This is a genomic window from Streptomyces sp. NPDC000404, assembly GCF_040300365.1.
GTDB classification, from domain to species: domain Bacteria; phylum Actinomycetota; class Actinomycetes; order Streptomycetales; family Streptomycetaceae; genus Streptomyces; species Streptomyces ramulosus.
The window spans coordinates 188,820-208,631 of the sequence record NZ_JBEPDN010000001.1 but is presented as its reverse complement, the minus strand read 5'-3'; the positions used below and the strand labels follow the sequence as shown (position 1 = coordinate 208,631).

The following is a 19,812-nucleotide window of genomic DNA, read 5'->3' as shown; positions in this document are numbered from 1 at the left end:
GTCCGCTCACGGCACCAACCGCGGCGCCCCGGCGTCCCGCGCCCCGGCCAGCTCCAGCAGCAGCACCTCGTTCGGGCCCTCGCGCAGCACCGGGCCCGGTACGTACAGGGCGTGCTGCGGGCCGGCCGACCAGTAGCGGCCGAGCGGGAAGCCGCCGAGCCAGGCGAAGCCCCGGGCCCAGCCGGGGAGTTCGAGCAGCGCGTCACCGGCGTGGCCGGGCGGGACGGTGACCGTGCCGCGGTGCAGGCCCCGGGCCCCGGGGCGGGGCGGGCCGAACGGCAGCCGGGCGAGCGCCGCAGCGTCCTTGAGCGCGTCGAGTCGCAGGCCCCGCGCCCGGACGCCGTGCAGATACTGGCGCTCGTGCAGCACCCCGCCCGTGAGGCCCTTGGGCTCGCCGAGCCGGGGCCCGTAGTTGACCCGGCCCAGCGACTCCACCCACAGCTCCACCTCCGCCGGGCCCGGCACGTCGCCGAGCAGCGCGTCCTCGGTGTCCAGCTCCGGGCCCGGTACGCCGTCCACGAACGTCACCGCGCGGTCCCGCAGGCCCCGCACCCGCAGCGGGTACGGCTGCCGGGGGCCCGGGACGCGCAGCCGGTAGCGGACCAGCCCGCGGTCCACGTCCAGCTCCTCGAAGGTCGCCGGGACGGGCGTGGTCACCTCCGGGCCGCCCAGCGTGTCCAGGACCGCGTCGGGCGTCGCCCACCGGTCGAGGCGGACGTCCGCCGGGGCGCCCAGCACCGGCCAGGGCGCCGGCGGCGGGGGCGGCGGGGCGTCCGCGTACGGGGTCAGGGCCTCGCGGAAGAGGGCGAACTTGGCGGTGGGGCGGCCGCGTTCGTCGATCGGGGCGGCGTAGTCGTAGGAGGTCACGGTCGGCTGGAGCGGGCCGTCGTGCAGCTCACCGGCGCGATTGGCGCCCGCGTGGCCGCCGAAGCTGGTGCCGCCGTGCGCCATGTAGAGGTTGACGGACGCCCCGCACGCCAGCGTGGCGCGCAGCTCCCGCGCCGCCCGCTCCGGATCGTCCGGCGCGGGCGCCTCGCCCCAGTGCGCGAACCAGCCGCACCACAGCTCCGCGCAGAACAGCGGGCCGGACGGCCGGTGGCGGCGGAGCGCGGCGAACGCCTCGCGGGCGCCGGAGCCGAAGTTCACCGCGGCGAGCACGCCCGGCAGCGAACCGCCGGTCAGCATGTGGTCCTCGGGCCCGTCGGAGGTGAACAGCGGCACCGTCACCCCCCGGTCGCGCAACAGCCCCGCCAGCCACTGGAGATACCCGGTGTCCGATCCGTAGGAGCCGTACTCGTTCTCCACCTGGACCAGCACCACCGGGCCGCCGGCGGTGCACTGCCGGGCGGTGATCTGCGGCAGCAGCGCCGTGAACCACCGCTCCACCGCCGCCAGATACACCGGATCGGTACTCCGCACCCGGCCGCCCAGCCGCCCGGTAAGCCAGTGCGGCAGCCCGCCGTTCTCCCACTCGGCGCAGATGTACGGGCCGGGCCGCACGATCGCCCGCAGCCCGGCGCGCCCGGCCGCGTCCAGGAACCGGCCCAGCGCCGCCACGTCCCGCAGCTCGCCGGGGCGCGGTTCGTGGAGGTTCCACGGGACGTAGGTCTCCACGCAGTTGAGGCCCAGGGCCCGCAGCATCGCCAGCCGGTGGTCCCACTGCGCCTCGTGGACGCGGAAGTGGTGCAGCGCCCCGGACAGCAGCCGCAGCGGCCGCCCGTTCAGCAGGAACTCCCGCTCGCCCACCGCGAACGCGGCCGCCTCGCCTGTCACCGTGGTGCCCGCCCTCCGTCGCCGCCGTCCGTGCCGCCCACCCTCGCCCCCTGGCCAGGCGGCGGTCCATGGACAAAGATCGGCGCTGATTGGACGGAGCGGCACACGGCGGCGGGCGGAACCGGGGAGGCCGGAGATGTACCACACCTGGATGCGCTACTTCACGCCCGCGCCGGTCCACCACCGCCTCGGGCTGGTCTGTCTGGGCGTCGGCCTCCAGCACGGCACGCTCCCGCCGGTCGGACCGCGCACCCTCGACCACCACGTCGCGCTGGTGATCAGCGCCGGTCGCGGCTGGTACGCGGGGACCGACGGCCGGATCCGGGAGATCACCGCGCCCGCGCTGCTGTGGCTGCTGCCGGGCGTCGTCCACCACTACGGCGCGGACCCGGACAGCGGCTGGGACGAGAGCTTCGTCGACTTCACCGGGCCCGCCGCCGCCACCTACCGCGAGCTGGGCTACATCGAGGCGGACCGCTGCCTCGTGCCGCTCACCGACACCGTCGCGGCGCGCGCCGCCGTCGGCCGGATCGCCCGCGCCGCGCGCCGCGACAACCCGCTCCTGGAGGTGGAGACCTCCGCCGCCGTCCACGAACTCCTCGTCGCGCTGCGCCGGGCCCGCGCCGGGACCGGCACGGACGGCGACCCGGTGCTGCGGGCGCTGGCCCGGGACGCCTTCGCACCGCTGACGGTGGCCGGGCACGCGGCCCGCAACGGCATGACACCGGCCGCGCTGCGCGCCGCGGTGCGCCGCGCGGCCGGGTGCACGCCCAAGGACTATCTGCTGGGCATCCGGCTGGGCCGGGCCAAGGAGCTGCTGGCGGCGACGGAGCTGCCCGTCGCCGCCGTGGCCCGCCGGGTCGGCTACGACGACCCGGCGTACTTCAGCCGGCTGTTCACCCGCCGGGTCGGCACGCCCCCGGTCCGCTTCCGCGAGCGGCAGGGGCGCAGCGTGCCGGGCGGCTGGTCCGACACGGTGCCCGATCCGGACGATCCGCCGGTGCTGCGGTCAGGGGGAGAGCTCCTCCAGCGGCCGGTCGCGGGTCTCCTCGGCGAAGAGGCCGGCCGCCAGGGCCCCGGCGGCGGCGACCGCGGCGAGCACCGCGAACACCGCGGGCAGCCCGGACGCCGCGTACACCGCGCCGACGACGACGGGCCCGCCGATCACCCCCAGCCGGTTGACCGCACCGCCCGCGGCGCAGCCCAGCGCCCGCATCCGGGTCGGGTACAGCTCCGGGGTGTAGAGGTACAGGCAGATGTTGGAGCCGAAGAAGCAGACCGCGGCGAGTGAGGTCCACAGCAGGACGCCGCCCGCGGAGCCGGCGCCGGTCAGGGCGAGGACGAGCAGGCCGGCCGCGGCGCCGCCCAGGAAGAGCGGGAAGACGCGGCGGCGGCCGATCCGGTCGACGGTGAGCGCGGCGGCCAGACAGCCGGCCAGCCCGGCGACGGAGGTGACCGTCGAGGCGAGCAGCGCATCGCCGAGCGAGAGGTGGAAGCGGCTGCCGTAGATGCTCGGCAGCCAGGACGTGATGCCGTAGTTGACGAAGTATCCGGTGAACCAGAGGGCGGCCAGCACGAGGGTGCGGCGGCGGTAGCGGCCGGTGAACAGGCCCCGTACGCCGGTGGCGGCGCGTTCGGCGGGGGTGGCGGGCACGACCGGGCCGTCGCCGGCGGACGCCGGGGCGGGGCCGGTGACCGGCGGCAGCGGGTGGCCGGTCGCCGCCTCGACCTTCCGCTCGATCAGCGCCATGGTCTCCTCCGCCTCCCGCAGCCGCCCGCGGTCGGCGAGCCAGCGCGGCGACTCGGGGACGGTGCGGCGCACCGGCAGCGCCAGCAGTCCGGGGAGGGCGGCGAGCAGATACATCCAGCGCCAGCCGAGGGCCGGGACGATCCAGGCGGCGCAGAGCGCGCCGACGGTGAGCCCGGCGGGGAAGACCAGTTCGTAGAGGAGGACGAAGCGGCCGCGGCCCAGGCTGCGGGTGATCTCGCTGATGAAGGCGGCGGCGACCGGCACCTCACCGCCGATCGCCAGGCCCTGCACGAAGCGGAGCGCCATGAAGGGCGTGGGCCCGTTCGCGGCGGCGAGGGCGGCGGAGGCCAGTCCCGACAGGCCGATGCAGGCGGCGATGACGGTGACCCGGCCGTAGCGGTCGGCGAGGCGGCCGGAGAGCAGCGCGCCGAGGAGCATGCCGACCGAACCGGCGGTCATCACCAGGGTGGCGCCGCCGGTGGACAGCGCCCATTCCTGGCGGAGTTCGGGCATCGCGTACGCGATCAGCAGCTGGTCGAAGGCTTCGAAGAAGGTGACCACGCCGATGACGACGCGGACGGTGACGTGCCAGCGGGACAGCGGGAGTCGTTCGAACCGGGCGGCGAGCGCGGCGCGGGCGGCGCCGGTCTCGCGGTCCGGGGAGGCGGCAAGGCTCATCCGGGATTCCTCCAGGCCCGCGGTGGGGCGGGAGAGGGGCAGGGCAGGGGAGGGCGAGGCGCGGCGGGGCGGCGGTCGGGGGGCCGCCGGGCCCGGTCGCCGCACGCCCCGCCCGGCGGGCGGTGACACGAACGCGGCGACCGGCCCCGTGTCCCGTCCGTAAGCGCAAAGCTTCTAAGCGCTTAAGTTCTACCGACCTCAGGGGCGGGGTCGTCAAGGGGTTGGTGCACGGAACTTTTTCCCGGCGACAGGGGTTGCCAGGGAATATTTAAGTGCTTAGATTTCTGGCGCTGAAGCAATCCGCTCGGCACGCACCCCGCCCAACTCCCGCTCAGGAGGCCCCGGATGACCGTCGACGCGCCGGTGAACGACCTGGTGCCCGCGCCGGGCGCCACCCCGGACGAGGTGCTGGTCGCGGGGGAGTGGCGGCGCGGCACCGGTGCCCCCGTCGAAACCGCCGACCCGGCGACCGGCCGCACCCTGACCACCGTGACCGGGGCGAGCGTCGCCGACGTCGACGCCGCGGCCACCGCCGCCGCCCACGCCGCCGCGGACCCCGACTGGCGCCGGCTGCCGCCGCATCGGCGCGCCCGGCTGCTGCACCGCATCGCCGCGCTCGTCGACACCCACGCGGACGCCCTCTCCGCGCTCCAGACCGCCGACACCGGCAAGACCCGCGCCGAAACCCTCGCCCTGGTGCGCAGCGCCGCCGCCACCTTCCGCTACGTCGCCGCCGCCGCGGAGACCGCCGAGGACGCCGTCACGCCCTCCCGCGGCGACTACGTCACCCTCAGCCGCCATGCCCCGATCGGCGTCATCGGCGCCATCACCCCGTGGAACTCCCCGATAGCCAGCGACGCCCAGAAGCTCGCGCCCGCCCTCGCCGCCGGCAACGCCGTCCTGCTCAAGCCCGCCGAGTGGACCCCGCTCGTCGCCCTGGCGCTCGGCCGCATCGTGCACCGCGCCCTGGCCGACGAGGGGCTGCCGGCCGCGCTGCTCGCCGTCCTGCCCGGGCCCGGCACCGTCACCGGCGACGCGATCGTGCGCCATCCGGCCGTCGGGAAGGTCGCGTTCACCGGCGGCACCCGCACCGGACGCGCCATCGGGCGGATCGCCGCCGACAAGATCATGCCGGTCTCGCTGGAGCTGGGCGGCAAGTCGCCGACGGTCGTCTTCGCGGACGCCGACACCGAAACCGCCCTGGCCGGCGTGTTGTTCGGGATCTTCTCCTCCAGCGGCCAGAGCTGCATCGCCGGCTCCCGGCTCTTCGTCCACCGCTCCCGGTACGACGCCTTCCTCGCCGCGCTCACCGACCGCGCCCGCGCGCTGCGCGTCGGCCCCGGCACCGACCCGGCGACCCAGGTCGGCCCGCTCGTCCACCACCGCCACCGCGACCACGTCGCCGCCTACGTCGACCTGGCCCGCGCGGAGGGCGCCCGCGTCCGCTGCGGCGGCGCCGCACCCGAGGGCGAGCGCTACCGCGACGGCGCCTACTACCTCCCCACCGTCCTCGACGGACTGCCGCCCACCGCCCGCGTCTGCCGCGAGGAGATCTTCGGGCCGGTCCTCGTCGCGCTGCCCTTCGACGACGAGGACGACCTCGTCGCGCAGGCCAACGACACGGTCTACGGCCTCGCCTGCGGACTGTGGACCCGCGACGCGGCCACCGCCTGGCGGGTCGCCGGCCGGATCGACGCCGCCACCGTGTGGATCAACACCTACAAGCAGTTCAGCGCGGCCACCCCGTTCGGCGGGATGAAGCAGAGCGGTCTCGGCCGGGAGAAGGGCCGCGACGGCATCCGCGCCTACCAGCGGCAGCAGAGCCTCTACTGGGGCACCGGCGGCCCGCTGCCCTGGGCCGCCGCCTGACCTCCGGCCGCACCCGCCGCGCCGCACCCGCCCCCGCCCCCGCCCGTTCCCGTCCGAAGGATGCCGAACCGATGCCCCCTGAGCCCATAGCCCGGCTCCGCGCGCTGCGCGCCGTCGAACTCCGCACCCCCGCCGTCACCGAGGCCGCCGACTTCTACCGCGAGGTGTGGGGCCTGGAGAGCGTCGCCGCCGAGCCCGGCGCTGCCTGGCTGCGCGGCACCGGACCCGAGCACCATGTCCTCGCCCTCACCCGCGCCGACCGCCCCGCCCTCGGGAAGATCAGCTTCGCCCTCGCCACCCCCGCCGACGTCGACACGGCCGCCCGCCGCCTGGCGGCCCGCGGCATCGCCCCCGTCCACGGCCCCGGCCCGCTCGACCAGATCGGCGGCGGCTACGGACTGCGCTTCACCGACCCCGAGGGGCGGCTGCTGGAGCTGAGCGCCCACGTCGAGGCCGTCGCCCCGCGCGGCCGGGACGCCGCCGTCCCCGTCGGCGTCACCCACACCGTCCTCAACACCACCGACATCGACGCCGCCGTCGCCTTCTACACCGACGTCCTCGGCCTGCGCGTCTCCGACTGGTCCGAGCACCAGATGGCGTTCCTGCGCTGCAACGCCGACCACCACTGCCTCGCCTTCAACCAGGCCGACTGGGCGTCCCTCAACCACGTCGCGTACGAGATGACCTCCGTCGACCACTTCATGCGCGGCCTGGGGCGGCTGCGCCACCACGGCATCACCCCGCAGTGGGGACCCGGCCGCCACGGGCCCGGCGACAACACCTTCGCCTACTTCACCGACCCGTCCGGCCTGGTCTGCGAGTACACCTCCGAGGTCGCGCAGATCGTCGAGGACACCTGGATCGCCCGGGTCTGGCGCCGCACCCCCGAACTCTCCGACCTGTGGGGCACCGCCGGACCGCCGTCCGCCGCCGTCCGCCGGCACATGGCCGGCGCCCCCGACCCCGGCCCGCTCGCCCCGGAAGGAACCGCATGACCGCCGCCCCCGCCACGCCGTCCGCCACCCGCGCCCCGCGCCGGGTCGGCCTCATCGGCTGGGGCGCCATCGGCCGCGTCGTCGCCGCCGCGTTGGCCGCCGGCGAGATCCCCGGCGCCGAGCTGACCTGCGTCGTCGACAACCGCCCGCTCGGTGACACCGCCCCCGCCCCGCAGCTCACCCTGGCGGCGGCGCTGACCCGCTGCGATCTGCTCGTCGAGGCCGCGGGGCAGGGCGTCGTCCGCGCCCACGGCGAGGAGATCCTCACCGCCGGCGCCGATCTGCTCATCGCCTCCACCGGCGCGCTCACCGACGACGCCCTCACCGCCCGGCTGCGCGCCGCCGGACCGGGACGCGTCTACTTCACCGGCGGCGCCGTCGGCGGCCTCGACCTCCTCCAGGCCGCCCGCGCCCTCGGCCCGCTCACCGATGTCACCCTCACCACCACCAAACTCCCCGCCACCCTCGAACAGCCCTGGATGGACGAGGAGTTGCTGCACCGGATGCGGACCGCCACCGGCCCCGTCGAGGTGCTGCGCGGCACCGCCCGCGAGATCCCCGCGAAGTTCCCCCGCTCCACCAACGTCGCCGCCTCCGTCGCCCTCGCCACCGGCGACCCGGACGCGGTACGGGTCAGCGTCGTCGCCGACCCCGCGGCCCGCCACACCCGCCATGTCGTCGAGGCGTCCGGCGCCCACGGCAGCTACCGCTTCGAGGTCCGCCACCTGCCCGATGCGGCCAACCCGGCCACCAGCCAGGTCGTGCCCTACGCGGTGCTGCGCTCCCTCGCCGCCCTCGCCGGACGCCCCGGGATGATCCTGTGACCGCCCCCTACGACCTCACCGGACTGCACATCGAGGAGACCGGCACCGACGGCCCGGCGCTGCTGTGCCTGCACGGCATCGGCTCCTCCGCCGCCGCCTTCGCCCCACAGTTCGCAAGCCTCGGCGCCCACCTGCGCCTCCTCGCCTGGGACGCCCCCGGCTACGGCGCCTCCGCCGACCCCGAGGGCCCGCTCGGCCTGGACGGCTACGCCGACACCGCCGCCGCCCTGATCCGCGAACGCGGCGGCCCGGCCCATGTCCTCGGTGTCTCCTGGGGTGGCGTCATCGCGCTGCGCCTCGCCGCCCGCCACCCGGACCTGGTCGCCTCCCTGATCGTCGCCTCGTCCAGCCCCGGCTCCGGCACCGATCCGCGAAAGGCCGCCGCGATGCGCGCCCGCGCCGCCGAACTCGACGCCCTCGGCCCGCGCGCCTTCGCCGAACGCCGCGGCCCCCGCCTGGTCTCCGGCGCGGCGCCCGAAGCCCTGGTGCGCCGGGTCACCGACACCATGGCCGCCGCCGTCCGGCTGCCGGGCTACGGCCACGCCGCCGAGGCGATGGCCGCCACCGACCTGCGCGGCGAACTGCCCGCCATCACCGCGCCCGCCCTCGTCCTGAGCGGCGACCTCGACCGCGTCACCGGCCCGGAGGCGAGCCAGCTCCTCGCCGGTGCGCTGCCCCGCTCGGCGTCCGTGATCGTCAAAGGCGCCGGTCACCTCGCCAACCAGGAGCGGCCCGAGGCGTTCGACGCCTGGGTCCTCTCCCACCTCCGCATCACCGCCGGCCTCGGCGCCTGACCACCTCCGCCACGAAGAAAGGCAGTCACGCCATGCCCCTGACCACCGACGCCTACGACAACGGCGACGACCTCGCCGCGTACACCGACTCCCTGATCGCCACCAAGGACTCCCGCGAGCCCGACTGGGACACCCTCGCCTTCCAGGCCAAGGCCGGTGACCAGTACCGCCGCGCCCAGATCCGCTACGTCGGCTCCGGCGCCACCGGCAACCACGAGGGCGACAACCGCATCCTGCCGTCCGGCGGCTTCACCTTCTCCAACATGCTGCTGCCGCCCGGCGCCGAGGGCCCCGAGCACACCCACCACGACGTCGAGGAGGCCTTCTTCGTCCTGGAGGGCGAGGTCCGCGTCGGCATCCACCGCGGCGAGCACGAGGCCGAGTACCGCACCCTCGGCTACCGCGACATGATCGTCGTCCCCGCCGGGGTGGCCCGCAGCCTCAAGAACGAGGGCGACACCGACGCGCTGTTCTGCGTCGTCATCGGCACCCGGAAGCCGCAGGTCCCCACCTACCCCGCGCACTCGCCGATGCACGGCGTCACCCGCGACTGATGGCCGCCCGCGCAACCGGCACCGTCGTCGTCACCGGCGCCGGCCGTGGCCTGGGGGAGGCCATGGCCCGCCGGGCCGCCGAGGACGGCCACCGCGTCGTCGTCGCCGAACTCGACCCCCGGCGCGGCACCGCCACCACCGCCGCGCTCCGCGCCGACGGCCTCGACGCCCACTTCGTCCGCTGCGACGTCGCCGACCCCGCCTCCGTCGACGCTCTCGCCGCCGCCACCGCAGCCCTGGGACCGCTCTACGGCCTGGTCAACAACGCGGCGCTGGCCAACGGCGTCGGCGGCAAGGAGTTTCACGACCTCACCGTCGAGGAGTGGGACCGCCTGATGACGGTCAACGCCCGCGGCCCCTGGCTCGTCGCCCGCGCCCTGCTCCCGCAGCTCCTGGCACACGGCACCGGACGCATCGTCAACCTCGCCTCCGACGCCGCCCTGTACGGCTCCCCGCGCCTGGCCCACTACATCGCCTCCAAGGGCGCCGTCCTCGCCCTCACCCGGGCGATGGCCCGCGAACTGGGCGACAAGGGCATCACCGTGAACGCCGTCGCCCCCGGCCTCACCGAGTGCGAGGCCACCGAGAACGTCCCCGCCGAACGCCATGAGCTCTACCGGCTGGGCCGCGCCGTCTCCCGCCCGCAACGCCCCGACGACCTCATCGGCCTGGTCGCCTTCCTCCTCGGCGAGGAGTCCCGCTACCTCACCGGCCAGGTCATCGCGGTCAACGGCGGCTTCACCATGCACTGACCCCCAACTCTCTTGCTTTTCAAGGGAGTTGTATGTCACCCGAACCGGAAGGACCCCCATGGACCTCGGCCTCGCCGACCGCACCGTACTCGTCACCGGCGGCACCTCCGGCGTCGGCCTGGCCACGGTCCGCGCGCTGCTCGACGAGGGCGCCCGCGTCGCCACCTGCGCCCGCACCCCGGATGCGCTCACCGCCCTCGCGGGCAGCCTCGGCGCCGGCCCGGACCGGCTGCTCACCGGCGCCGCCGACATCCGCGACGCGGACGCCACCGCCGCCTTCGTCCGCCGCACCGCCGACCACTTCGGCGGCCTCGACGGCCTCGTCAACAACGCCGGGCGGTCCCGGATGAAGCGCTTCGCCGAGACCACCGCCGAGGACTGGCGCGACGAGCTGGAGCTGAAGTTCGCGGGCGTGCTGCACACCCTGCGCCCCGCCCTCCCGTACCTGCGCGCCTCCGACGCCGCGTCCGTCGTCAACATCAACGCCGTCCTCGCCAAGGAACCCTCCCCCCGGCTGATCACCACCAGCGCCGCCCGCGCCGGGATTCTCAACCTCTCCGCCTCCCTCGCCCGCGAACTCGCCCCCGACGCCATCCGCGTCAACTCCGTCTGCCTCGGCCTCATCGACACCGGCCAGTGGACCCGCCGCCACGCCGCCGCCGGCACCGACCGGAGCTACGAGGAGTGGCAGGCGGCACTGGCCGCAGACCGCGGCATCGCCCTCGGCCGCCTCGGCCGCGCCGACGAGGTCGCCTACGCCGTCCTCACCCTGCTCGCGCCCCGCGCCTCGTACATCACCGGCACCGCCCTCGACGTCTGCGGCGGCGTCGCCCGCTCCGCCGCCTGACCCGCACCCACCGGGAGACCGCACCATGTCCCAGCCCCACGGCGGCGATCTGCTCGTCGCCCTCCTGCGCGACCTCGGCGTCGACACCGTCTTCGGCGTCGTCAGCGTGCACAACCTGCCGCTCGTCGAAGCGGTCGACCGCGATCTGCGGTTCGTGCCCGTCCGCCACGAGGCCACCGCCGTCAACGCCGCCGACGGATACGGCCGCGCCCGCGGCGGCGTCGGCTGCGCCCTCACCAGCACCGGCACCGGCGCGGGCAACGCCGCCGGTTCGCTGATCGAATCCCTCGCCACCGGCAGCCGCGTCCTCCACGTCACCGGCCAGATCGACAGCCGCCACCTCGGCGCCGGCCGCGGCTACATCCACGAGACCCGCGACCAGCTCGGCATGCTCCGCGCCGTCAGCGCCCACGCCGCGACCGTCCCCGACGCCGCGCGCGCCGGCCGCGTCCTGCGCGACGCCGCCGACCACCTCCTCGGCCCGGCCGGCGGCCCCGCCAGCGTCGAATGGCCCATCGACCTCCAGTACGCGCCCCAGGACCCGGCGGCCCTGCCCGCCGCCCGGCCCGCACCCGGGCCCGTACGGCCCGCCGCCGACGCGCTCGACGCCGCCGCAGGCGCCCTGGCCGCCGCCCGCCGCCCCCTCGTCTGGGCCGGCGGCGGCGCCACCACCGCCGGCGGAGAACTCGCCGCCCTCCTCGACAAGGCCGGCGCCGGACTGCTCACCTCCAACTCCGGCCGCGGCACCGTCCCCGAGACCGACGACCGCTGCATCGGCAACTTCGCCACCGCCCCCGCCTGCCGCGCCCTCCTCGCCGACGCCGATCTGCTGCTCACCGTCGGCACCCACTTCCGCTCCAACGAAACCGCCGACTGGAGCCTGGAACTCCCGCCCGTCCACGTGCAGATCGACCACGACCCGGCCGCCCTCGGCCGCTCCTACCCGGCCACCCACCCGCTGCACGGCTCCGCCGCCACCACCCTCGCCGCCCTCCACGACCGCCTCGCCGCCCGGCCCGCCGCGGCCCCCGACCCCGCCTGGGCCGCCCGCATCCGCACGGCCCGCGAGAGCGTCCGCGCCGAACTCCGCGACCGCATCGGCCCGCAGGCCGCGCTCTGCGACGCGATCCGCGCCGCCCTGCCGCCCGAGGCCGTCCTCGCCCGCGACGTCACCGTCCCCGCCAGCAGCTGGGGCAACCGCCTCCTTGCGATCCACCACCCGCACACCAACGTCTTCCCGCGCGGCGGCGGCATCGGCCAGGGCCTCGGCATGGGCATCGGCGCCGCCCTCGCCACCCCCGCCGCACCCACCCTCGTCATGGCCGGCGACGGCGGCCTCGCCGTCCACCTCGGCGAACTCCTCACCCTCGCCCAGGAACGCCCCCGCCTGACCCTCGTCGTCTTCAACGACGGCGGCTACGGCGTGCTGCGCAACATGCAGGACCGCTACTTCGACCGCCGCTCCGGCGTCGACCTGGCCACCCCCGACTTCGCCGCCCTCGCCCGCGCCACCGGCCTGCCCTACGCCCGGATAGCCGCCGAGGCCGACGCCGCGCCCGTCCTCGCCGCCGCCACCGCGAGCGACGGCCCCACCCTCGTCGAGGTCGATCTGACCGCCCTCGGCCCCATGAAGACCCCGTTCACCCCGCCCGTCGCACTCCCCGCCCGGTAAGGAGGACGACCGTGTCCGACACCGCCCTCGACCTGCTCGTCCACCGGATGACCTGGGAGGCCGACGACGTCCTCTCCCTCGACCTCGTACACCCCGGCGGCAAGCCCCTGCCGCCCTGGGAGCCCGGCGCCCACCTCGATCTGCACACCGGCGGCCACCTGCGCCAGTACTCCCTGTGCGGCGACCCGGACGACACCACCCGCTACCGCATAGCCGTCCTGCGCACCCCCGGCTCCCGCGGCGGCTCCGCCCACGTCCACACCGCGCTGCGCCCCGGAGCGACCGTCCGCGCCCGGGGCCCCCGCAACCACTTCGCCCTCGAACCGGCCGCCCGCTACCTCTTCGTCGCCGGCGGCATCGGCATCACCCCGCTGCTCCCGATGGTCCGCCGCGCCCAGCACACCCACACCCCCTGGCACCTGCTCTACGGCGGCCGCCGCCGCACCGGCATGGCCTTCGCCGACGCGCTCACCGCGCTGGCCGACGGCGCCACCGGCCGCTGCGACCTGCGCCCCCAGGACGTCCACGGCCACCTCGACCTCGACACCGCCCTCACCGGCCTGCCGGACGACACCCTCGTCTACTGCTGCGGCCCCGAACCCCTCCTCGCCGCCGTCGAGGAACGCTGCGCCGCCCTCGGCCTGGCCGGCCGGCTGCGCACCGAACGGTTCGCCGCCCCCGCCCCGCCCGACGGCGCCCCGGAGCCTGGCGAGGGCCATGGCTTCGACGTGGAGTGCCGCCGCAGCGGCACCACCGTCCGCGTCGAGGACGGCACCTCCATCCTCGACGCCGTCGAACGCGCGGGCATCGACGTCCCCAGCTCCTGCCGCGACGGCGTCTGCGGCACCTGCGAGACCCGCGTCCTGGACGGCACCCCCGACCACCGCGACTTCCTGCTCAGCGACGCCGAACGGGCCGCCGGCACCTCCCTGATGCTCTGCGTCTCCCGCTGCGCCGGCGACCGCCTCGTCCTCGACCTGTGACCCCCAAACCCCCCGGAGGCACCGTGCACCCCACTCCGTACCTCGAAGTCCACCAGTCCCGCACCCGGGAGCCGACCCCCTACGAGATCAAGCTCGCCCGCACCCTGGAGGAGATCTTCACCCGGGTCGGCCACGAACTGACCGACGTCGTCGCCGGACTGAACGCCCGCCAGGTCCGCACCCCGGACGGCGAGCCCTGGACCGAACGGTCCTTCCGCGACGAGATGCACCGACTGGGAGCGTGACCCGTGACCGCAGCGACCACCCCGACCACCGGCCACGCCGGCCACGCCGACAGGGTCTACGCCACCGGACTGCGCAACCGGTGGCACCCCGTCGTCCCGTCCCGCTTCGTCGCCCCCGGCGGGATGCGCCGGGTCCGGGCACTCGGCGAGGACTGGCTCCTCTTCCGCCGCGCCGACGGCCGTCTCCACATGCTCGCCGACCGCTGCCCGCACCGCGGCGCCCGGCTCTCCCTCGGCCGCCACCTCGGTGACCGCATCGCCTGCTGGTACCACGGCGTCGAGGTCGACGGCGGCGGCACCGTCACCGCCGTCCCCGGGCTGCCCGGCTGCGCCCTCGAAGGCAAACAGCTCGTCACCAGCCCGCCGGTCCGCGAGGCCGGCGGCGCGATCCTCGCCTACTTCGGCGACGCGCTCCACCCCGAGCCCGGCGAACTGACCCTGCCCGAACCGCTCACCGACCCCGGCACCGACGCGTTCCTCTGCTACGCCGAGTGGGACGTCCCCTGGCGCTACGCCATGGAGAACCTCCTCGACCCGATGCACGGCCAGTTCCTGCACCACGAGTCGCACACCATGGGGGAGGGCGAGTCCACCGCCAAGTTCCGCATCCGGGAGACCGAGCGCGGCTACTTCTTCGAGAAGACCGATCAGCGCGGCGTCAACTTCGACTGGGTGGAACTGTGCCGCACCGGCGTCGACTGGGTCGACCTCTCCATCCCCTACCCGCCCTCCGCGGGCCCCGGCGGCCCCTTCGGCATCGTCGGCATGATCTGCCCCGTCGACGAGAGCCGCAGCGGCGTCTTCTTCTGGCGCTACCGCCGTGTCACCGACTGGCAGCGCGACACCTGGCGCTTCCTCTACCGCACCCTCATCGAGGAACGCCACTGGCAGGTCCTCGAACAGGACCGCACCATGCTGGAGGCGCTGCCGCCCGACGCCGACACCGCCGAGAACCTCTACCAGCACGACCTCGGCGTCGTCCGCCTCCGCCGCCTCTACCGCGCCGAGGCCGAGCAGCAGGCGGCCGGCCTCGCCGCCGCCGGGCACATCTGACGGCCGGGCCGGGCCCCAACTCGGAACTTCCCGGCCCCTGTTGGACGTAGTGATCACCGAGGGGCGGCACCCGTCCCTCGGTGACCTGGGAGGCCCACCTGTGAAGAGACCGACCACCCGTACCCTGACCTGCGCCCTGGCCGGGGCGCTCACCGCCGGCGTGCTGACGCTCGCGCCGGCCGCCCACGCCGCGCCGCAGCCCGCGCCCGGCGACCACCGGGCGACCGCCGCCGCACTGCGCGCCCTCGTCGAGAAGGGCGGACTCCCCGGAGCCGCCGCCACCGTCCGCGACGGCACCGGGCGCTGGTCCGCCGCGGCGGGCCACGCCGACACCACCACCGGCCGCGAACGCGACCCCGAGAGCGAGCACTTCCGCGGCGCCAGCATCACCAAGACGTTCATCGCCACCGTCCTGCTCCAGCTGGAGGCGGAGGGCCGGCTGAGCCTGGCCGACTCCGTCGAGAAATGGCTGCCCGGCCTGGTGCGGGGCAACGGCTACGACGGCAAGAAGATCACCCTCCGCAGCCTCCTCAACCACACCAGCGGCCTCGCCAACCACACCGAGGACCCCGCGTTCGCCCACGACACCACCGGCCCCGGCTTCCCCGAGCACCGCTACGACACCTACACCCCCGAGGAGTTGGTGGCGACGGCCCTGAAGACCCCGCCGCGGCCCGACCCGGAGAAGAAGCCGTACTACTCGAACACCGCCTATGTGATAGCCGGGATGGTCATCGAGAAGGCGACCGGCCGCGGCTACGCCGAGGAGGTGACGCGCCGCATCATCCGGCCCCTGAAGCTGACCGGGATCTCCTTCCCCGGCGCCTCGCCCCGGATGCCCGAGCCGCACCCCGTCGCCTACTCCCGCCTCGGCGAAAAGGGCCCCGACGCCGAGATCCACGACGCCACCGAGCAGAACATGACCTGGCTGGGCGCCTCCGGCGACATCATCGTCTCCGGCGACGACCTCAACCGCTTCCAGCGCGCCCTGCTGAAGGGCCGGCTGCTGCCCCGGGCGCAGCTGAAGGAGATGCTCGTCGAGGTCCCCGCGGAGGGCGGCTACGGCTTCGGCCTCGGCGTCGAGTTCGCGCGGCTGTCCTGCGGGGTACAGGTCGTCGGCAAGACCGGCAGCACCAACGGCTCCCTCTCCGCGAGCGTCGGCACCCCGGACGGGAAGCACCAGCTGACGTTCAACGCCAACGGCGACTGGCTCCAGGACGTCACCCTCTACACCGACGTCATCGAGGCGGAGTTCTGCGGCAAGACCCTGTCCGCCCGCAAGCCCGCCTGAAGGGCGCCGCACACAGAAGGGGCGGCCGCCTGCCCGGCGACCGCCCCGGTGCCCCCGCCGCGCCCGCCGGTTCAGGCCGACGGCTCCCGCGCCTCGCCCCCGGGCCCGTCCGCCTCCGTGATCGACCGCTCCAGCTTCGACAGCAGCCGGGCCAGCTGACGGCACTCGGCGGGGGAGAGCCCGGCCAGCATCCGCCGCTCGTTCTCCAGATGCTCGGCGAAGAGCGCATCGATCTTCGCCAGCCCCTCCTCCGTCAGCCGCGACCGCACCACCCGCCGGTCCTCGGCGTCCCGCTCCCGCACGATCAGCCCGTCCCGCTCCAGCCGGTCGATGCGGAGCGTCACCCCCGCCGACGAGATCAGCCCGGAGTCCGCCAGCTGCCCGGCCGTCCGCCGGTACGGGCGGCCCGCCCGCCGCAGCGCCGTCAGCACGTCGAACCCGGCCACCGACAGCCCGTGCGACTCCACCGACGCCGTCAGCCGCGCGCTGTAGCGCAGAAACGTCCGGTGCAGCCGCGCCAGCACCTCCAGGGGCGAGGTGTCCAGCTCGGGCCGCTCGCGCCGCCAGTCCTCGACGACCGCCGCCACCGCATCCGACCGCTCCGCCGATCTGCGCGCCATCTCCGCCCCTCCCCGGCCCCGGTTCGCCCTGCTCACCGGAAATACTTTAGTACTGAGAATCCGTGCCTTTGAGGCTTCCCCGCACGGCCCGCGCGGCCCCGGGAACAGCGCGCCGGAAGGCGCCCGGGCCCGTCTCCCCGTGAAGTTGTCCACACCCCGTGCGGCCGAACCGGTGCGTACGGCAGCATGAGCCCATGCCCGCACTCCAGCGCGACGAGGCGCAGACCCGAGCCGGACTCCTCGACGTCCGCCACCACTCCATCCACCTCGACCTCACCCAGGGCGAGAAGCACTTCGGCTCCCGCGCCGACATCCGCTTCACCGTCCGCGACGGCGCGCCCGCCGCCACCTTCTTCGAGGTCAAGCCCGCCGCGCTGCTCGCCGTCACGCTCGACGGCACCCCCCTCGACCCCGCCCTCCTCGACGACAACCGCTTCCCGCTCACCGGCCTGGCCCCCGGCGACCACGAGCTGCACGTCGAGGCCCGGATGTCCTACTCCCGCACGGGCGAGGGCATGCACCGCTTCACCGACCCCGCCGACGGCGAGACGTACGTCTACACCCAGCTGTTCATGGAGGACGTCCAGCGCGTCTTCGCCACCTTCGACCAGCCCGACCTCAAATCCGTCTTCGCCCTCACCGTCACCGCCCCCGAGGAGTGGTCCGTCCTCGCCAACGGCGTCACCACCCACGAGGGCGGCGGCGTCTGGCGCGCCGCCCCCACCCCCCTCATCTCCACCTATCTCGTCGCCGTCGCCGCCGGCCCCTGGCACTCCGTCCGCACCGAGCACGCCGGGCTGCCCTTCGGCATCCACTGCCGCCGCTCCCTCGCCCCGTACCTCGACGCCGACGCCGAGGAGATCCTCGACCTCACCCGCCGCTGCTACGACCGCTACCGCGACCTCTTCGCCGAGCCGTACCCCTTCGACTCCTACGACCAGGCGTTCGTCCCCGAGTTCAACGCCGGCGCGATGGAGAACCCGGGCCTGGTCACCTTCCGCGACGAATTCGTCTACCGCTCCGCCGTCACCGACACCGAGCGCCAGACCCGCGGCATGGTCATCGCCCACGAGATGGCCCACATGTGGTTCGGCGACCTCGTCACCCTCCAGTGGTGGGACGACATCTGGCTCAACGAGTCCTTCGCCGAGTACATGGGCTACCAGGTCCTCTCCGAGGCCACCCGCTTCACCGACACCTGGGTCGACTTCGGCACCGTCCGCAAGAGCTGGGGCTACGAAGCCGACCAGCGCCCGTCCACCCACCCGGTGGCCCCCACCCCCGAGGACGTCCCGGACACCGCCTCCGCCCTCCTCAACTTCGACGGCATCTCCTACGCCAAGGGCGCCTCCGCCCTGCGCCAACTCGTCGCCTGGATCGGCGAGAAGGACTTCCTCGCCGGGATCAACGACCACCTCACCCGCCACCGCTTCGGCAACGCCACCCTCGCCGACTTCCTCGACTCCCTCGCCCGCCACACCGACCGCGACGTCCCCGGCTGGGCCGCCCGCTGGCTGCGCACCACCGGCCCCGACACCCTCACCGCCACCGTCGAACCGCAGGACGACACCTGGCAGCTCGCCGTCGGCCACCACGGCAGCCGCCCGCACCGCATCGCCGTCGGCCTCTACGACCAGGACGCCACCGACCCGGACCGGCTGCGCCTGCGCCACCGCTTCGAGACCGACATCCCCCAGGAGGAGGGCACCACCCGCCACACCCTCCCCGGCCCCGTCCCCGCCCTCGTCGTCCTCAACGACGGCGACCTCAGCTACACCAAGGTCCGCCTCGACGCGGCCTCCTGGGAGACCGCCGCCCGCGCCCTCTCCGGCATCCCCGCCGCGGACGGCGGCGCGCTCACCCGCGCCGTGCTGTGGAACACCGCCCGCGACATGGCCCGCGACGGCGACCTCCCGCCCGCCGCCTACCTCGACCTCGCCCGCCGCCATCTGCCGGCCGAACCGGACCCGGCCGTCGTCGCCGGTGTGCTGCGGTTCGCCCGCACGCCCGTCGCCGACCACTACCTCCCCGCCGCGGAGCGCCGCACCGCCCTGGGCACGCTCACCGCCCTGAGCCGCGAGATCCTGCGCCACACCGAAGGCGCCGCCGACCCCACCGCCGCGAGCCTGCGCCTGACCGCCGTCCGCGCCTTCATCGACAGCGCCACCTCACCCGAGGGCATCCAGGACTGGCTCGACGACGGCAGCGTCCCCGGCGGCCCCGACCTCGACCCCGAACTGCGCTGGCGCATCCTCGCCCGCCTCGCCACCCTCGGCGCCCTCACCCCCGATCGCATCGACGACGAACTCTCCCGCGACCCCAGCGCCACCGGCACCCAGGGCGCCGCCCGCTGCCGCGCCGCCCTGCCCGACCCGGACGCCAAGGAAGCCGCCTGGCAGTCCCTGTTCACCACCGACCCCGACGCCGCCCCCTCCAACTACCTCTTCACCGCCACCGCCACCGGCTTCTGGGCCCCCGAACAGCACGACCTCCTCCGCCCCTACGTCGCCCGCTTCTTCACCGACGTGCTCCCCCTCGCCACCCACCGCGGCCCCGCCCTGGCCGAGGCCGCCGCCCGGTACGCCTTCCCCGCCACCTTCGTCGACGAGGAAACCCTCCGCCTCGGCCACGCCTGCCTCGCCACGGACACCCCGACCCCCGCCCTCCGCCGCGGCCTCACCGACCAACTCGACGACCTCGCCCGCGCGGTACGCATCCGCACGGGCCGGGCCTGCACCGAGCCCGCCGAGGGGGCGCCGGCCGCCTGATCCGGCCGCCGGGGGCGGGCATCGCGGGCGCGGCGGCCTGCCCCCGGGCGCCTTCGGGGCGGGGCCCGAGCCTGCTTCGGCGCGGACTCCTCGGCCGGTCCGTGCCGGTCCGGCCCGGGTGTTCCGACGCGCCTCTGCCCGGCCTGGGGCGGCTGATCTGGGGCGGGTGCTCCGACGTGTCGTTGCCCGGCCTGCGGTGCGTGCCCGGACAGGAATCTTGCCTGCCTCGCCCCGGGCCGGGGCGTTCCGACGCGCCTCTGCCCGGCCTGGGGCGGCCGGTCCGGGCCGGGGCGCCCCGAACCCCAAGGCCGGAGCCCCTCCCGCCCGGAGCCGCTCCCTCCTGC

16 protein-coding genes and 1 pseudogene are annotated in these 19,812 nt (G+C 75.4%); 14 read left to right on the top strand and 3 right to left on the bottom strand.

Features of this window, described 5'->3' with window-relative positions; translation table 11 throughout:
- Positions 1-6: 6 nt before the first annotated feature.
- The gene (locus ABT345_RS00920) at positions 7-1,773 is read right to left on the bottom strand and encodes a glycoside hydrolase family 35 protein (protein ID WP_345083086.1); all 1,767 of its coding nucleotides are present in this window, start codon (positions 1,771-1,773) and stop codon (positions 7-9) included.
- 136 nt (positions 1,774-1,909) lie between these two features.
- On the opposite strand from ABT345_RS00920, the pseudogene ABT345_RS00915 reads away from it, so the two are divergent.
- A pseudogene (locus ABT345_RS00915) lies at positions 1,910-2,779 on the top strand (helix-turn-helix domain-containing protein); the annotation flags it as partial.
- 3 nt (positions 2,780-2,782) lie between these two features.
- Here the strand turns inward: ABT345_RS00915 and ABT345_RS00910 are convergent.
- Complete coding sequence (locus ABT345_RS00910) at positions 2,783-4,201, bottom strand: MFS transporter (RefSeq protein ID WP_345083083.1); 1,419 nt, start codon at positions 4,199-4,201, stop codon at positions 2,783-2,785.
- Between the two features lie 345 nt (positions 4,202-4,546).
- Here ABT345_RS00910 and ABT345_RS00905 point away from each other — a divergent pair, with 345 nt between their 5' ends.
- The 12 genes from ABT345_RS00905 (at position 4,547) to ABT345_RS00850 (ending at position 16,080) form a co-directional block, all read left to right on the top strand.
- Positions 4,547-6,070 (top strand): aldehyde dehydrogenase family protein, encoded by a 1,524-nt coding sequence (locus ABT345_RS00905; protein WP_345083079.1) that lies wholly within the window; start codon positions 4,547-4,549, stop codon positions 6,068-6,070.
- Positions 6,071-6,141: 71 nt separating this feature from the next.
- Positions 6,142-7,065, top strand: a complete 924-nt coding sequence (locus ABT345_RS00900; protein ID WP_345083076.1) for a VOC family protein — start codon at positions 6,142-6,144, stop codon at positions 7,063-7,065.
- The gene (locus ABT345_RS00895; protein WP_345083073.1) at positions 7,062-7,889 is read left to right on the top strand and encodes an aspartate dehydrogenase domain-containing protein; all 828 of its coding nucleotides are present in this window, start codon (positions 7,062-7,064) and stop codon (positions 7,887-7,889) included. The genes ABT345_RS00900 and ABT345_RS00895 overlap by 4 nt, the downstream gene beginning before the upstream one ends.
- On the top strand, positions 7,886-8,683 hold the full coding sequence (locus ABT345_RS00890) for an alpha/beta fold hydrolase (RefSeq protein ID WP_345083071.1): 798 nt from the start codon (positions 7,886-7,888) through the stop codon (positions 8,681-8,683). The genes ABT345_RS00895 and ABT345_RS00890 overlap by 4 nt, the downstream gene beginning before the upstream one ends.
- A 32-nt stretch (positions 8,684-8,715) precedes the next feature.
- Entirely contained in the window at positions 8,716-9,237 is a 522-nt protein-coding gene (locus ABT345_RS00885; protein WP_345083068.1) for a cupin domain-containing protein, read from the top strand.
- Positions 9,237-9,989 carry an SDR family oxidoreductase gene (locus tag ABT345_RS00880; protein ID WP_345083065.1) on the top strand — a complete coding sequence of 251 codons (753 nt, stop codon included), beginning with the start codon at positions 9,237-9,239 and terminating at the stop codon, positions 9,987-9,989. The genes ABT345_RS00885 and ABT345_RS00880 overlap by 1 nt, the downstream gene beginning before the upstream one ends.
- A 58-nt stretch (positions 9,990-10,047) precedes the next feature.
- Positions 10,048-10,836: an SDR family oxidoreductase gene (locus ABT345_RS00875; protein WP_345083062.1), complete on the top strand. Its 789-nt coding sequence runs from the start codon at positions 10,048-10,050 to the stop codon at positions 10,834-10,836.
- Positions 10,837-10,861: 25 nt separating this feature from the next.
- Positions 10,862-12,508 (top strand): thiamine pyrophosphate-binding protein, encoded by a 1,647-nt coding sequence (locus ABT345_RS00870; protein WP_345083059.1) that lies wholly within the window; start codon positions 10,862-10,864, stop codon positions 12,506-12,508.
- Positions 12,509-12,555: 47 nt separating this feature from the next.
- Positions 12,556-13,491, top strand: a complete 936-nt coding sequence (locus ABT345_RS00865) for a PDR/VanB family oxidoreductase (protein WP_345085028.1) — start codon at positions 12,556-12,558, stop codon at positions 13,489-13,491.
- A 23-nt stretch (positions 13,492-13,514) separates the two neighbouring features.
- Positions 13,515-13,736, top strand: a complete 222-nt coding sequence (locus tag ABT345_RS00860) for a recombinase-like helix-turn-helix domain-containing protein (protein WP_345083056.1) — start codon at positions 13,515-13,517, stop codon at positions 13,734-13,736.
- 3 nt (positions 13,737-13,739) lie between these two features.
- Positions 13,740-14,789: a Rieske 2Fe-2S domain-containing protein gene (locus tag ABT345_RS00855; protein WP_345083053.1), complete on the top strand. Its 1,050-nt coding sequence runs from the start codon at positions 13,740-13,742 to the stop codon at positions 14,787-14,789.
- Between the two features lie 100 nt (positions 14,790-14,889).
- Positions 14,890-16,080: a serine hydrolase domain-containing protein gene (locus ABT345_RS00850; protein ID WP_345083050.1), complete on the top strand. Its 1,191-nt coding sequence runs from the start codon at positions 14,890-14,892 to the stop codon at positions 16,078-16,080.
- A 71-nt stretch (positions 16,081-16,151) separates the two neighbouring features.
- On the opposite strand, the gene ABT345_RS00845 is transcribed toward ABT345_RS00850, so the two are convergent.
- On the bottom strand, positions 16,152-16,700 hold the full coding sequence (locus ABT345_RS00845; protein WP_345083047.1) for a MarR family winged helix-turn-helix transcriptional regulator: 549 nt from the start codon (positions 16,698-16,700) through the stop codon (positions 16,152-16,154).
- Positions 16,701-16,894: 194 nt separating this feature from the next.
- Here ABT345_RS00845 and pepN point away from each other — a divergent pair, with 194 nt between their 5' ends.
- Positions 16,895-19,468: an aminopeptidase N gene (gene pepN / locus ABT345_RS00840; RefSeq protein WP_345083044.1), complete on the top strand. Its 2,574-nt coding sequence runs from the start codon at positions 16,895-16,897 to the stop codon at positions 19,466-19,468.
- Positions 19,469-19,812: the final 344 nt, after the last annotated feature.